The sequence below is a fragment of the Mesorhizobium sp. WSM4841 genome, from assembly GCF_055811515.1.
Genome location: NZ_JBVVQC010000005.1, coordinates 14,309 through 28,228 on the forward strand (window position 1 = coordinate 14,309; position 13,920 = coordinate 28,228).

Below are 13,920 nucleotides of genomic sequence, written 5' to 3' on the forward strand. Positions count from 1 at the left end.
AAATTTATCTATTACCCATCGTCAATTGGGAAATGTCATGCTTTAATGACATGACAGAGAGTGGTTGATGTCCAGTATGCATTCTAACTCTTTCGATATCCGACAACTTGAAGCGTTCGCAGCCGTGATGTCCGCCGGTAGCGTGACCGGAGCGGCACGGCTGCTTGGCCGATCTCAGCCGGCGGTCACTCGGCTTATCCAGGATCTAGAATCCGATATCGGCTATGCGCTGCTGCATCGAAGCGGACCGCGAATCAGCCCGACCGCGCGCGGTCTACTCTTCCACGCCGAGGTAGAGCGCCATCTCGCCAGCCTAGCCCACATCCGCGAACGGGCAAACGCTATCGGTCTCGATGAGCCGGCTTCGCTGACGATCGCGGCCACGCCTTCACTTGCGGCCGGCGTTCTACCCCAGGCGATCGCGGCCGTCGCGCCAGACCTGCTTCCGCGTCATCTTCATGTGCAGGCGCTGGCGGCCGAGAACGTGGTGCAGGCCGTGCTTGCCCGTTCGGCGGACTTCGGAATCGCAAGCCTTCCGCTGGAACACCCCGGCCTTGAAGTCCACTGGGTCGCCGACGCCCCATGCGTCGTCGCTCTCGCCGTGAGCGATCGGCTTGCCGGAAACGACGTGGTGCGCCTTGCCGATCTCGCGGACCGCCGCATCATCACCCTGGCGAACCCCTACCGCTTGCGGCACCGCGTCGACGAGGCACTCGAACGTGCAGGCGTCACGCCGCAGCGGATCATCGACGTCAACGCCTCGATGACGGCCCTCACGATGGCCCGCGCTGGACTGGGGGTCGCGATCGTCGAGCCGGCGACCGTCTGCGGCGTTCCGCTCGAGGGTATCATAATGCGCGTGCTTGACCACACGATCCCCTTCCTGTTCGGCGCAATTTCACCTGCCGCACTGCCGATGACGCCGACCGTCGCCGCCGTGATCGATGCGGCGCGCACGGTTGCCTTGGCGATGCCTGGCTGCCGCCTGCACGACTCGTCCGGCGACGACGCATTGGCCGACACCGTCTACGGGCAAACTTTGCTATCCGAGGAAGCGCCATCGTGAGCGACATGTCAGCGTTTCCGAGCAGTCTCGACGCTCTTGAGGCGCGCCTGCAGCAGGACCTCGCTTGGCTGGAACTGCCGGCCAAGGCCTGGGTTCCGACCCGCGTCGTCGACGGACAACGTGTAATCGATGTGGTGATCATCGGCGCCGGCATGGCTGGGCTTGTCGCCTCAGCCATGCTGAAGCGGCTCGGTGTCGCCAACCACATCGTCCTCGACAAGGCACCCGCCGGTCGAGAGGGTCCATGGGTCACCTTCGCACGGATGCGAACTCTTCGCTCCCCGAAGCAACTGACAGGGCCTGCGATGGGGCTGCCGGCGCTGACGTTCCGCGCCTACTACGAAGCCTTGCATGGGCGCGACGCCTGGGTGGCGCTCGACAGGGCGCCGCGCGAGACGTGGATGGACTACCTGGTATGGTACCGCCGTGTGCTCGACCTCCCGGTGCGCAACGCGACAACTGTCGACGCTATCCTCCCGCGCCCGGACGACATGCTCGACATCGTATGCCGTCAGGACGGCCACACCAAAACGATGATCGCCCGCCACGTGGTGCTCGCGACGGGCCGCGACGGCCTGGGCGGCCCCTTCGTTCCTCCCATCGCCGACGACATCGAGCGCAAGTACTGGGCTCACACCGCCGACGTTATCGATTTCGCGTCGCTACGCGGCAAGCGGATCGGCGTCGTAGGAGCCGGCGCTTCTGCGATGGATAACGCCGCCACCGCTCTCGAGGCCGGGGCGGCTCGGCTCGACATGTTCGTGCGCCGCACAGACTTGCCACAGATCAACAAGTTCACCGGCATCGGCAGCCAGGGCGTGGTGCACGGTTTCGCAGGCTTACCCGACGAATGGAAGTGGAGCTTTCTCGACTACGCCATGCGGGCACAGACGCCGCCACCCCGCCCCAGCGTTCTGCGCGTCAGCGCGTTCCCGCAGGCTCATCTACACTTGGGAAGCCCAATTACCGGGCTGGAGCAGGACGGCGATCACCTCGTGGTGACGACGCCGAAAGGCAGATATCCAGTCGACTTCCTGGTCTTCGGCACGGGCTTCAAGATCGATCTGACAAGCAGGCCGGAATTCGCTGCCGTCGCACCCTACATCCGCCTGTGGCGTGACCGCTTCCCCGTACCGGCTGACATGCCGAACGGCGAACTCGAAGCCTCGCCCGATCTTGGAAACGCGTTTGAATTCCTCGAAACAGAGCCGGGTGCCTGCCCGGCGCTCTCCCGGATACACTGCTTCAACTTCCCAGCTACGCTGAGCCACGGCAAACTCACGGGTGACATTCCTGCCATCAGCGAAGGCGCCGACCGGCTAGCGCGTGGCATCGTCAGGGCGCTCTTCGTCGCCGACCGCGAGCGCCATTTCGCCGATCTGCAAGCCTTCCACACGCTCGAACTCCTCGGAGACGAATGGGCAGATGACGAAACCGCGACGGACGAGGCGAGCGATTGCCTGACGCTTCCCGAACCATCTCCCGAAAGGACACCGACCAGAAATGCTTGAGCTCAAAGATTTAAAGCTGTCCTACGGAAGCACGCAGGTTCTGAACGGCGTCGATCTCTCTGTGAAGCGCGGGGACGTGGTGTCGATCATCGGCCCCAGCGGCACCGGCAAGACCACGCTGCTGAAGTGTATCAACTACCTGGTAAAGCCGGCGTCCGGCACTATCGCGTTCGATAAGCTCAAGATGGACTACCAGCGCCCGGACAACACGGCGATACAGGCGATCCGGCTCCGGACGGCCATGGTCTTCCAGCAGTTCAACGTCTTCAAGAACATGACGGTCATTCAGAACGTGATGGATCCGCTGGTGGTCGTGCAGCGCAAGTCAAAGGACGAGGCGCGGGCGATCGCCCTGAAGGAGCTCAATCGGGTAGGCCTCTCCGACAAGTTGGACAGCTACCCGTCCCAGCTCTCCGGTGGCCAGCTCCAGCGGACCGGCATCGCGCGGGCGCTCGCGATCAAACCAGACGTGATGCTCTTCGACGAACCCACGTCGTCGCTCGATCCCGAACTCGTTGGCGAAGTTCTTAGGGTAATCAAGGACGTCACGTCATCGGGGATCACCTCGCTGCTCGTCACCCACGAGATGCAGTTCGCAAAGAACATCTCGAACCGCATCGTCTTCATGGATCGGGGCGTCGTCGCCGCCGACGGCAGCCCGACCGAGATCTTCGACGCGCCGTCGAATCCACGCCTTGCCCAATTCCTCAATTCCGAGCTTACAATCCAGTAGAGAAAGGATGCCTGACATGCCTTCTATTAAGTCAACTTCCCGCCTTACTTTCGCCCTCGCCGTAGCCGGCGTCGCATTCGCCCTCGCAACGGCTGGCGTATCCCACGCCCAGGATGTGCGCACCATCAAGATCGCGACGGCAGCCGAATCCAAGCCGCTGTCCTGGGGTGCGATCGGCGTCGAGCCGCAGGGCTACGAGCCCGACGTCCTCAAGGCCATCAACGCGAAGCTGCCCCAGTACAAGTTCGAGATGGAAGGCGCAGCCGACATCGCTCAGGAGACCGGACTTGTCACTGGCAAGTACGACATCGCAACCGGCGGCTACTACCGTGCGCCCGCTCGCGAAAAGCAGTTTCTCATTCCGGAGAGCCCGATTGGCGCCAGCTTGATCAAGATCTATAGCCGCAAGGACAGCGGCATCAACGAGATGAAGGATCTCGTCGGAAAGAAGATCGTGCCCGTCACGGCCGGCGGCGGCATCTACAAGTTCGCTACCCAGTGGCGGGAACAGAACCCAGACTACCAGATCGAAATCACCGCATCGAGCGCGGGCATCCCGTACCCGGATCGCCTGAAGGAGGTCCAGAACGGGAAGTACGACGCGCTGGTTCTGCCGTCCAACCTTGGCGAGCAGACGGTCATCGACCAGCAGAAGCTCGACATCAAGGCGAGCGAGCCCGTCGCTATCAACAACACCTTCGTCCTGATCCACCGCTCTGAGGAGAACAAGGCCCTCTCCGAAGACATCGATAAGGCGCTGAAGGAACTCAAGGCCGACGGCACGCTTGCGAAGTTCTCGCAGAAATGGTTCGGCGAGGACATCACCACGCATATGAAGTAACGCCCGGCTGAGACACCGGCGATCAGGCCCAAGACTGAAAGAAGGAGTGTTCCACTGTGGACCTTTCCATAATGATCTCCGAGCTGCTCAAGGCATTGCCGCTGACACTCGCGATCACATTCACGGCCATGATCGTCGGCTTCTGCCTAGCGCTGATCGGGACCACATTCCGGGTGCGCAGAATACCGGGGATCAGTCACCTGGCCGACCTCTACGTATCCTATGCCCGGAGCGTCCCAGTCGTCCTCCAGTTGTTCGTCGCCTTCTACGGACTTCCCTTGATAGTCGACCTGTTCGAGGTCGAGGATTTCGTCTCGCCCACCGTGGCTGCGATGTTGGGGCTCAGCCTCTACCACGGAGGTTATCTGTCTGAGGTCATGCGGCCGGCATACCTGGCCGTCGATCGCGGCCAGCATGACGCCGCGGACAGTCTCGGATACACGGTCCGTCAAAAGATCCTTCGCGTCGTCGGGCCGCAGGCGGTGCACATCGCGTTGCCCGGCTACGGCAACTCCATCATCTACCTGATCCACAACGTTGCGCTGGTCATGTACATCGGGGCGGCGGACGTGATGGCAACCGCGCATCTGGTCATGGAGAGGGACTACAACCAGTACCAGTTCGAAACCTATCTCGTGCTGGCAGTGATCTATGCGCTGCTGTGCCTCGTGGCATGGCTCGTCGTCCGCTTCTTCGAAATGCGGAATTCGAAGTTCAAGCCAACGGCCACGCCGGCCAAGGATACCATGATGGCAAGCGTCTGATCGAAGAGGAGGTTATCACATGTTCGATTCCGAAGTTCTTCTTCCCGATCTCTGGGACATCCTTGGCGCGGTTCCTGTGACGCTCGCCATGGCGCTTGCGATCTTCGTCCTCTCTACGATCGTAGGCAGCCTGTTTGCGATGGTCGAATATCGGCGGGTACCAGTGCTGCGGGAACTCGTCGTGGCCTACAAGGTCGCCTTCAAGGGGGTCCCGATGGTGATCGTGATCTTCCTCGCCTACTACGGCCTTCCCCCCGCACTCCAGTTCCTGGTCTCGCTTGTTGGAATAGAATTCAACGGTCACTTGACGCCTAACTGGATCACGCTCATCGTTGCGTTGACTGCTTGCGTCGCCGCTTTCCAGGCGGAAGTCGTGAAGGGCGCCCTCAACTCCTTTGACACCGGTCAGGCGGACGCGGCCCACTCGTTGGGCTACAAACGCAGCCAATTGTTCCGGCGGGTCATGCTTCCCCAGGTGATCGTAGCCGCAATCCCGGACCTCGCCAACTCGTTCATGGTGATCATGAAGGCGCTTTCTCTCGGATTCGCTATCGAGGTCGTTGACATCTTTGCGCAGTCCCAGTTGACCGCCGCGCTGAATTTCTACTACCTCGAAGCCTTCTTGATCGCTGTCGTCATCTACATGGTGATCGCCTATATCGTCACAAATGGCGCCGATCGGGTGGAAGCAGCCCTTAGGGCGCGAACCTAAGGGCGACCTCGCGGTAGTTTTCGGAGGTTCTGGGCGGCGGCTGCGAGGCGGAGGCTGCGCCGCCGCCGCATCTCCTGCGGTTTCGCCGCCTAGGACGACTGATTGTTGCGGGGGCCCATAGCAAGGGCCGCACCTCACAGCGCGGGAGCGGAGCTACACTTCATCCTGTCGGCGTCCCGACGAGCGCGAGAGGTGTTCAAAATGAAGTTTACCTCCTATTGGCATGATACGTCGAAAGCCTTTGCTGGGGCGACCCGCGAACCCCTCTCCGGCGATTTCGAAGTCGCCGTAATTGGGGCGGGCTTCACCGGTCTCAATGCCGCGCGCAAACTGGCCAAGTCTGGCGTGAAGGTCGCACTCATCGAGGCCGAGCATGTCGGATATGGTGCATCGGGGCGCAATGGCGGGCACCTCAACAGTGGTCACTTCGCCAGTTTTGGTGCGGCCAAAGCGCACTTTGGAGAGGCCAAGGCTCGTCGGTTCTGGCGCTCCTACGACGACTCGATCGACATGATCGAAGCCATCATTGCTGAAGAGGGCATCGACTGCAGCTTCCGCAGAGGAGGCAAGCTCAAGCTTGCATCCAAGCCATCGCATGTGAAGGGGCTGCAGGCCATGTGCGAGGAGCTTCGCCGCGAAGTGGGCCCCTCGGTGGAGTGGCTCTCACGTGGCGATGTCCGCAAGGAGCTGGGTTCGGAGGCCTTTCACGGCGCCGTGCTGTCACCCAAGTCGGCGATGATGCATATGGGCCAGTATGCCAATGGCATGGCGGACGCAGCCGCTCGCCATGGTGCGACGATCTGGGAGCACAATCCCGTCCAGTCCTGCATCCGGGTGTCAGATGGCTGGCGGATCACTTCGCCGACCGGCTCGCTCGCTGCCCGCCGGGTCATCCTTGCGACCGACGCCTATACAACCGAGAATTTTGACTACTATCGGCGACGGATGATGCCAATTGCATCTTTCATCGTCGTGACGCGCCCGCTTACCCCCGAGGAGGTCGCGGCAACCCTGCCGGGCAATCGGAACTACACGAACTCGCTCAACATCGCCAACTACTTCCGACTCACCCCGGACAACAGACTCTTGTTCGGCGGGCGTGCGAAGTTCTCGGCTGCCTCTAACCAGAAGACAGACGTGCGTTCCGGAGAGCTTTTGCGCAAGCAGATGCTCGATGTGTTCCCGCAACTGGCCGATGTCGAAATCGACTATTGCTGGGGCGGTCTCGTCGGCTGCACTCATGACCGCTATCCCCGCGCCGGCGCCGCCGATGGCCTGATCTACGGCATGGGCTATTCAGGACATGGCGCGCAGCTCTCGACGCTGATCGGAAGTGTGCTAGCGGACATTGCCATGGGCCGCACAGATACCAATCCAATCGGTGGCATGGACTGGAATGCCGTCCCGCTGCATACCGGCAAGCCGTGGTTCCTGCCAATGGTGGGCACCTATTATCGGCTGAAGGATATGCTTCCCTGATCCCGCCGAGAGGCCCCAAAGTGGCCGACCGACACCGCCAATCTCGGCACGCATTGAACTAGGACCTGGCCACCTGCTCGCAGGCATGCGGTCTAGCCTGCGACATTGATGAGCGCCCGCTCCATGGCTGCAAGGAAGAGGTCGACGTGCTCGGCCTGGCAAACGAGCGGCGGGCGCACTTTAAGCGAATCCTCGTTGGCCCCTGTCGTGCTGATAAGGACGCCGTCGTCCCGCATTGCGTTCACCACATCCAGCGCCATTGCCCGCCGGCTTGCCGCTGGGGTGCCCTCAGGCCCTATGTCGACGCCAAAGAAAAGACCGGCATTTCGGATTGCACGAACTCCGTAAGGCTGCTGCGCGATTTTCTCCAGCCCGGCTCGGAGGCGCTGGCTCATGGCAAGCGCTTTTTGGGGGATCTGGTCACGCTGCAGGATCGTCAGCACGGCGTCTGCGGTCGCTATGCCAACCGTATTTCCGGCGAATGTGTTCGAGTAGCGAGAGGTGGCACCAAATTGCTCCATCGGTGCTTTGCGACCAACGACAGCGCCAATTGGAAATCCGTTGCCCATCGGCTTGCCGAGGGTAACAAGATCCGGAACGATCCCGTGCCGTTCAAAGCCCCACATATGAGCGCCGGTTCGCCCAAAGCCCGGTTGAACTTCGTCGGCGATGACGAGACCACCTGCCTCTCGCACGGCCGCAACTCCACTGGCAATGAAGCCAGGGGGATCGACCCATACGCCATCGCTGGAAAAAATGCTGTCGATGAGCAGGGCCGCAACGCAAATGCCACGACGGTTCAAATCCACAATGGCCGAACGAATCTGTGCCTCGAAAAAGTCCGCAGCCTGGGCTTCCGGCACCCCTGCCGGCCCAGGTAGGGATACCATGCGCACGAATGGGCTGAGCTTGACCGCGTCGCCCAGGTTCGGGGAAACCGCGGCGGTAGCCGCACTGGTGCCGTGATACGCATAGGTCGAGACGATCACGCCTTCGTTGCCGCTCGCAAATCGCGCAATACGCAGGGCCAGATCGTTGGATTCACTCCCCGTGCACGTAAAAACCACCCGGTCGAGCTCGCTTGGGAAAGTGCCGACCAGACGCTCGGCATAGTCGATAAGTTTTGGCTCGAGATAGCGCGTGTTGGCGCTTATCCGGCCCGCCTGCTCTGCCATTGCGGCGTTTACTTCTGGGTGGCAATGGCCGAGCGACGGCACGTTATTGTAGAAATCAAGATGGGCACGCCCGTCAGGGTCGTAGAGCCACATGCCTTCGCCGCGAACGAAGTGCACGGGCCGGCGGTACTGGAGCCGATAGGAGGCCCCAAGTACTTCGTCACGGCGAGCAATTAGCTCGGACTCGCGCCTCGGAAGGTCGGATTCGCCGGGCCTGTATCGATTAGGCATGAGATCTGTGGACATGTGCTGCTGCCTATCTGAAAGAGTACCTTGATCAATTCGCGGTTCGTCTTTTGGCTACCGTGCCGGTCGTGCGAACCGAAATGCGTTACGGCTGAAACGACGACGTTGCCGCCAGGACGGCCGCCTCGCCCGATGTGGCACCAAGAGGCGCCAGGATGGAAAGTCCGTGCTCGGCACGCGAGACATTCTTTTTGATGTACTGGGCATCGGCCGGAAAAAGGTGGGATCGCCAGTAGTTGACCAGGATTAACGCGCTTTGTCGCGCCCGCATCAGTCCGACGAGCAGTTTTGTTTCCACAGCCGAAAGTGCAGTGACAGAGGCGTAGCCGGCAATAAGGTGCTCGGCTCCCCCCAAAGGAAGTGTCGAATCCTGTACGACGTGACTTGCTGCGATCGCCAGATCCTGGATCCTGGGGCTCCAGCAGCCATCGCCGAAATCGATGAAACCCATTCCCTGGCCAGTCACTATCATATTGAATGGGCTGGGATCATTATGAGTTACCTGCCACGCCACGTCAGAGATTTGTGGCGCAACGAACTCCGCATACTCCGCCATCGCGACGCGTACGCTATCGGCAATGCTCCCGAATGGCAGGTATTGCTCCAGTTCCATCAACCTCGACCAGCAACCGACATGCCAAAGAACGGGACGGTGAGCCGCGGGCACACTGACCAGCTCAAGAGCCAGGTCCAGCTGGGCGAGAGCACTGCCGGTTCGAAAAAGCAGGTCGGGAGTTGGCGTCGCCTGGTGGAGCGGAATGCCCTCGATCCGGGTCTGCAAGTACCCGCATGTCCCCTCTTGCTCAAACATCAATGCGCCGCTGGTCGTGCGGAGCACTTCGGGTGCAACGAAGCCCGTGAACCCTTGCAATCCGGCCATGGCGGCGGTTTGAAAACGAAAGCTGTCGACCGCCTCCGCTGTTGCCGACGTCTTCAGGATCAACCGGCGGCCGTCCGACAGGGTGACGTCAACGGTGCGCTCAACCTCGGAGGACAATGTCGCGATCGATCCCGTCAATCCGTAGTGGCGCTTCAGCAGTGCCGCCGACATGTCTGGTTCGGAGGCGCCCGGCCGCATCGCCAGGCTTGCGGCGGCAGCGCGAAAATAGGCTTCGGTCAAAGGTGCCGCGTAAGCCAGACGGTCGCGTCCTGCCGCCATAGAGCCATCGAGTTGACCAGCTTCTTCATCGGGGACCAGATCACCATAAGCACCCAATTCGAAAGATCCTCGCCTGTTGGGGACGGTTGTTCTTCATTTTTCGACAGATGGAACGCTCCAGCGATGGCGCGCCCCCCAGGTCTATTTCTCGCGGTGTTTCAGACGGCGCCGCTGGCCGCCCTCGCAAAATGGGCGCCGTGCTCTGCGTGTCTCCGGCCTATCCTCGCCCCTCAGAGTCCGAAAACGCCTGGCAGCTGCGTCACATCGCGGATTTCGGTGTATTCGTAAAAGGGATTGGCCGGTTCGTGGCCGCGATTGACCCAGACCTTGCTCTTGATCCCCAGATCATAGGCGGACATCAGGTCGTGGCGGAAAGACGAGGACACATGCGTGATATCCTCCGGGCCGCAACCCAGCATGTCGAACATGTACTCGAACGCCTTGAAGTGCGGCTTGTAGGCACCCGCCTCTTCAGCGGTCAAGACGGCATGAAAGGGTGCGCCGAGCTTTGCCACGTTCGACGGAATCTGGGCCACCATGGAGTTCGTCAAGGTGACCAACGGAATTTCCTTGGCCAGTTTGGCCAATCCCTCGGGCACGTCCGGATGCGGCCCCCAGGTCGGGATGCGGTTGTAGATCGTTTCGGCGTCTTCGGCACGGAATGCGACGCTGTTGCGGCGGCAGGTGCGCTCTAGTGCGTTGTGAACGACATCTGCGTAAGGCTTCCAGTCCTGCAGCACCTCATCGAGGCGGTAGCCCTGGAAGTTTCTGATGAACTCGTCCATGCGCGGCCCATCTAGAAGATGACCGAACAAGTCCCTGGCGGCTTCCGCCATTTGGAAATTGATGAGCGTGCCGTGGCAATCAAAAGTCACGTATTTCGGCCGGAAGCGATCCATGTCCTTGGTTCCTGTCAATCTGCTCTATCAGCCGAGCATAAACGCAGGCGTTTGGCAGAATGTGCCGCAATGCATGGTCATTCAGCAGATGGCCCTCCGGTCGACCGCCAAACCAGCACGCCCTTTCGCAGTGCTGTCTCTTTCGCCCCGTCTGAGCCGATACGGGCGCAAAGGCGACCTTATTTTCTTAGTTTAGCTGTTCTCAAGCACCTGCCGCTTGAACGATCTCTCGGACTCTGCGGTCAGCCAATCTCGCAACGCGGAGAGGCCGGTTGAAACAATGATCGACTTCGGATGGATCAGGCCGTAGTCCGTCCCGTCGCGATGAAAGCCGAGTGGTGCTTCCAATCGCCCATTCGCGACGTCATCCGCTGCAATCGCCTGGGGGGCAAGAGCAACGCCAAGACCACCTAGGGCGGCTTCTGCCATCAGGAAATGATGATCCAGCAATCGGGTCGCTCGAGGACGCGGCGCATCCATGTGCGCGTCCAACCACGCTTCCCATGCATCCGGTCGCGTCCGTGATCCGAGCGCCACATAGTCGCCACTCTCGAACCGCTTGCGCAGGGATGGCAGCATGACCGGACCAACCCGCTCCGGCATCAGCCTGATGATGGTCCATTCCGGGTCCACCAGAAAATCGAGTCGGCGGATCGCAAGCGTCACCCGGTCACGCGCGAAGTCGAGCCCTCCGCCGCCGGTTGACAGATGCACCTCGACATCCGGGTATCGATCCTGAAATCCAGACAAGCGGGGGATCAGCCAGCGCATCGCCAGCGAGCGCTCGCAGGACAGGATGATCGGAATGGGCGTCGAGCTGGATCTGATTTCTGCCAAGGCATCAGTGATTAAATGGAACGCCTTGCCGGTTGCCTCCGCCAGCTTCGCGCCATCGGAGGTCAGACGCACCCCGCGCCCGTCCGCTTCGAGCAAGCGCAGACCAAGATCGGCGGCCAGTTTGGAGACGCGGCGGCTGACCGCACCATGCGTCAGAGCGAGTTCGGCAGCCGCAGCACGCACAGACCCCAGACGCGCCACTGTTTGGAAGGCGCGCAGGTCGTCGAGCGAAGGTACTTCAGAGCGCTTCATTGGTGACTTCATATCACCACAAATCGTCAGATCATATGGATAACCGGTTCTGACCGTTCTGCTATTCTCACCCAAATGAAGCAGAACACATCCCTCATCGTCGGGATAATCGCCGATGACCTGACCAGTGCTACCGACGGCGCGGCGGCCTTTCTCGCGAGAGGCTATGCACCTATGATCAAGCGACAGGTCGACGGCGCGGAGAATGGAGCTGTCGCTTCGATCGATACCAACAGCCGCGCCTCCGACAACTGGCAGGCAAGAAAGGCTACGGCCGACGCCGTGTCGGCCCTCTCGAATGCCCGCCTTCTGTTCAAAACCATCGATTCGACCCTGCGCGGCCATATCCGCGAGGAAGTCGCCGCCGCCTTTCGCGCCAGCGGCCGGAGCAAGCTTGTCATCGCTCCAGCCTTTCCCGAAGCGGGGCGGCTCACCGTCGGCGGGATCCAGACGGTGAACGGCATCCCTGTGAGTCAAAGCGTCTACGGCCGTGATCCAGTCCATCCCGCAGGCACATCGCACATTGCCGATCTGGTCGACCCGTCCCTGGGGATACCGACCATTCTCGCCCCAGACAGTTCCGGCGATGCGGCGACGAAAGGGTCCGTTCTGATCCTCGACGCCGACAGCCAGGAGGTACTGAACCGGCAGGTCGCCAGCATCCCCAATCCTGAGACTGTTCTTTGGGTGGGCTCTCCTGGTCTCGCCATCGCGCTAGCATCGCTGGTCCCTGCCGTGCTGGATGGGCGCCCGGCAACCGGCCAAGCCGCCGGGCGGGTGGTGATCGTCGCAGGAAGCGCCAATCCGGTGACGCGCGTCCAATGCGAGACCTTGCGGGTACAAGGCGTTCCCGTCGTCACCGACCTGGCCGACGCTCCCGGCGACGCCCGTGTGATTTGCCTTCGGGCACCACTGCAACGGCAGGAGAATGCCAGCGCGGTGACGACGAACCTCGCCGGACAAGCAGCCGCAGCGGTCGCCCGGCATGACTATGACGCGGTGATCGCCACCGGCGGCGAGACGATGGCGGCGATCCTCGACCGCCTCGGCATCAGCCGTTTCTGTCTCACCCGCGAGCTGGAGCCCGGCTTTCCGGTCGGCCGCGCCGAACGGGAGGACGGAACGTCGCTCACCATCGCCATGAAGGCGGGAGGGTTCGGCTCACCCTCGGCACTCCTTGATGCCGCCTGCGACCTGCTGGCCAAACCGCTTTCACGAAAGGCTCTGATCCATGACCGCCCATGACGCTCCTCTAGCCGTGACCATGGGTGATCCCTCCGGCATCGGCCCCGAGATCATCGCAAAAATGTATCTCCGTCGGCCGGACAAGCGGCACTGGATCGTCGTCGGTGATCCGCTGGTGATGAACCACGCCCTTTGCGCGCTGGATATGGATGTGCGGGTCCGGCCGATCGCTTCCGTCGATGAGACCGTGCTCGAGGACGGAACGCTCAACCTGCTTTGCTCCTCGCAGCTTCGCGTCCTGCCACCGGTCAGCCAGGTTTCGGCCACCAGTGGACGCGCGGCGTTCGACGCCATCGTCCTCGCCATCCGACTGGCGCGGGACGGTCGCGTGGGCGGCATCGTTACGGCGCCGATCCACAAGGAAGCACTCGCCGCCGCCGGTCTGCACTATCCCGGCCACACCGAAATCCTAGCCGATCATGGCGGGGCTCCCAAGGTCGCCATGATGCTGGCGAACGAGGACATTCGCACGGTCCTCGTCACCATCCATTGTTCGTTGTCCGAGGCGATCCGCAAAGGCGATTTCGCGTCGCAGATGGACGCGATCCGGCTGGCCCATGCCGGCGCGCAGGCGCTCGGCATCACCCATCCGCGCATCGCTGTCGCGGGCCTCAATCCGCATGCCGGCGAAGGCGGTCTCTTCGGAGACGAGGAAATCCGCATCATCCGGCCGGCAATCGAGGCGGCCCGTGCCGAAAGTATCGACGCATCCGGCCCATGGCCAGGCGACACCGTGTTCATGCAGGCCCGCAAGGGCAGCTTCGACATCGTGGTCGCGCAGTATCACGACCAGGGCCTCATCCCGGTCAAATACATGGGCCTCGACCATGGCGTGAACGTCACGCTGGGCCTGCCGTTCGTGCGCACCAGCCCCGATCACGGCACCGCCTTCGATATCGCGGGGTCCGGCGTTGCCGACCCCTCCAGCCTTGAGACCGCCTTCGACTACGCCCTTCGGCTCAAGGCTTCCCTCCAGAACCAGAAAGCCGGCACCCCATGAC

General features: G+C 61.7%; 13 protein-coding genes. 9 read left to right on the top strand and 4 right to left on the bottom strand.

Annotated elements, in window-relative coordinates; translation table 11 throughout:
- Positions 1–67 precede the first annotated feature (67 nt).
- The 7 genes from AC0L14_RS07480 (at position 68) to AC0L14_RS07510 (ending at position 7,106) form a co-directional block, all read left to right on the top strand.
- Complete coding sequence (locus AC0L14_RS07480) at positions 68–1,066, top strand: LysR family transcriptional regulator (protein ID WP_123151309.1); 999 nt, start codon at positions 68–70, stop codon at positions 1,064–1,066.
- Positions 1,063–2,577 carry an NAD(P)-binding domain-containing protein gene (locus AC0L14_RS07485; protein WP_473526710.1) on the top strand — a complete coding sequence of 505 codons (1,515 nt, stop codon included), beginning with the start codon at positions 1,063–1,065 and terminating at the stop codon, positions 2,575–2,577. Before AC0L14_RS07480 ends, AC0L14_RS07485 begins: the two co-directional genes overlap by 4 nt.
- Entirely contained in the window at positions 2,570–3,310 is a 741-nt protein-coding gene (locus tag AC0L14_RS07490; protein WP_192363894.1) for an amino acid ABC transporter ATP-binding protein, read from the top strand. The genes AC0L14_RS07485 and AC0L14_RS07490 overlap by 8 nt, the downstream gene beginning before the upstream one ends.
- Before the next feature lie 16 nt (positions 3,311–3,326).
- Positions 3,327–4,151 (top strand): amino acid ABC transporter substrate-binding protein, encoded by an 825-nt coding sequence (locus AC0L14_RS07495; protein ID WP_473526711.1) that lies wholly within the window; start codon positions 3,327–3,329, stop codon positions 4,149–4,151.
- A 56-nt stretch (positions 4,152–4,207) separates the two neighbouring features.
- Entirely contained in the window at positions 4,208–4,915 is a 708-nt protein-coding gene (locus AC0L14_RS07500) for an amino acid ABC transporter permease (protein ID WP_473526712.1), read from the top strand.
- Between the two features lie 19 nt (positions 4,916–4,934).
- Positions 4,935–5,627, top strand: a complete 693-nt coding sequence (locus AC0L14_RS07505) for an amino acid ABC transporter permease (protein ID WP_473526713.1) — start codon at positions 4,935–4,937, stop codon at positions 5,625–5,627.
- A 201-nt stretch (positions 5,628–5,828) separates the two neighbouring features.
- Positions 5,829–7,106 carry an NAD(P)/FAD-dependent oxidoreductase gene (locus AC0L14_RS07510; RefSeq protein ID WP_473749066.1) on the top strand — a complete coding sequence of 426 codons (1,278 nt, stop codon included), beginning with the start codon at positions 5,829–5,831 and terminating at the stop codon, positions 7,104–7,106.
- A 92-nt stretch (positions 7,107–7,198) separates the two neighbouring features.
- Here the strand turns inward: AC0L14_RS07510 and AC0L14_RS07515 are convergent, their stop codons facing one another.
- From AC0L14_RS07515 to AC0L14_RS07530, 4 genes are all read right to left on the bottom strand, one after another.
- The gene (locus tag AC0L14_RS07515) at positions 7,199–8,527 is read right to left on the bottom strand and encodes an aspartate aminotransferase family protein (RefSeq protein WP_473749067.1); all 1,329 of its coding nucleotides are present in this window, start codon (positions 8,525–8,527) and stop codon (positions 7,199–7,201) included.
- An 85-nt stretch (positions 8,528–8,612) separates the two neighbouring features.
- The gene (locus AC0L14_RS07520) at positions 8,613–9,743 is read right to left on the bottom strand and encodes a phosphotransferase enzyme family protein (protein ID WP_473749068.1); all 1,131 of its coding nucleotides are present in this window, start codon (positions 9,741–9,743) and stop codon (positions 8,613–8,615) included.
- Between the two features lie 173 nt (positions 9,744–9,916).
- Positions 9,917–10,585, bottom strand: coding sequence for a haloacid dehalogenase type II (locus AC0L14_RS07525; RefSeq protein WP_077378182.1), 669 nt, complete (start codon positions 10,583–10,585; stop codon positions 9,917–9,919).
- A gap of 192 nt (positions 10,586–10,777) precedes the next feature.
- Complete coding sequence (locus tag AC0L14_RS07530; RefSeq protein WP_473749069.1) at positions 10,778–11,674, bottom strand: LysR family transcriptional regulator; 897 nt, start codon at positions 11,672–11,674, stop codon at positions 10,778–10,780.
- Positions 11,675–11,749: 75 nt separating this feature from the next.
- Here AC0L14_RS07530 and AC0L14_RS07535 point away from each other — a divergent pair, with 75 nt between their 5' ends.
- Positions 11,750–12,919: a four-carbon acid sugar kinase family protein gene (locus AC0L14_RS07535; protein ID WP_473749071.1), complete on the top strand. Its 1,170-nt coding sequence runs from the start codon at positions 11,750–11,752 to the stop codon at positions 12,917–12,919.
- Positions 12,906–13,919, top strand: a complete 1,014-nt coding sequence (pdxA, locus tag AC0L14_RS07540) for a 4-hydroxythreonine-4-phosphate dehydrogenase PdxA (protein WP_473749073.1) — start codon at positions 12,906–12,908, stop codon at positions 13,917–13,919. The genes AC0L14_RS07535 and pdxA overlap by 14 nt, the downstream gene beginning before the upstream one ends.
- Position 13,920 lies beyond the last annotated feature (1 nt).

What these genes read in the sequence shown, in the direction of transcription:
- AC0L14_RS07510 (WP_473749066.1), top strand. Translation starts at nt 5,829, where the DNA reads ATGAAGTTTACCTCCTATTGGCATGATACGTCGAAAGCCTTTGCTGGG.
- pdxA (WP_473749073.1), top strand. Translation starts at nt 12,906, where the DNA reads ATGACCGCCCATGACGCTCCTCTAGCCGTGACCATGGGTGATCCCTCC.
- AC0L14_RS07495 (WP_473526711.1), top strand. Translation starts at nt 3,327, where the DNA reads ATGCCTTCTATTAAGTCAACTTCCCGCCTTACTTTCGCCCTCGCCGTA.
- AC0L14_RS07530 (WP_473749069.1), bottom strand. Translation starts at nt 11,674, where the DNA reads ATGAAGCGCTCTGAAGTACCTTCGCTCGACGACCTGCGCGCCTTCCAA.
- AC0L14_RS07480 (WP_123151309.1), top strand. Translation starts at nt 68, where the DNA reads ATGTCCAGTATGCATTCTAACTCTTTCGATATCCGACAACTTGAAGCG.
- AC0L14_RS07525 (WP_077378182.1), bottom strand. Translation starts at nt 10,585, where the DNA reads ATGGATCGCTTCCGGCCGAAATACGTGACTTTTGATTGCCACGGCACG.
- AC0L14_RS07535 (WP_473749071.1), top strand. Translation starts at nt 11,750, where the DNA reads ATGAAGCAGAACACATCCCTCATCGTCGGGATAATCGCCGATGACCTG.
- AC0L14_RS07490 (WP_192363894.1), top strand. Translation starts at nt 2,570, where the DNA reads ATGCTTGAGCTCAAAGATTTAAAGCTGTCCTACGGAAGCACGCAGGTT.
- AC0L14_RS07515 (WP_473749067.1), bottom strand. Translation starts at nt 8,527, where the DNA reads ATGTCCACAGATCTCATGCCTAATCGATACAGGCCCGGCGAATCCGAC.
- AC0L14_RS07505 (WP_473526713.1), top strand. Translation starts at nt 4,935, where the DNA reads ATGTTCGATTCCGAAGTTCTTCTTCCCGATCTCTGGGACATCCTTGGC.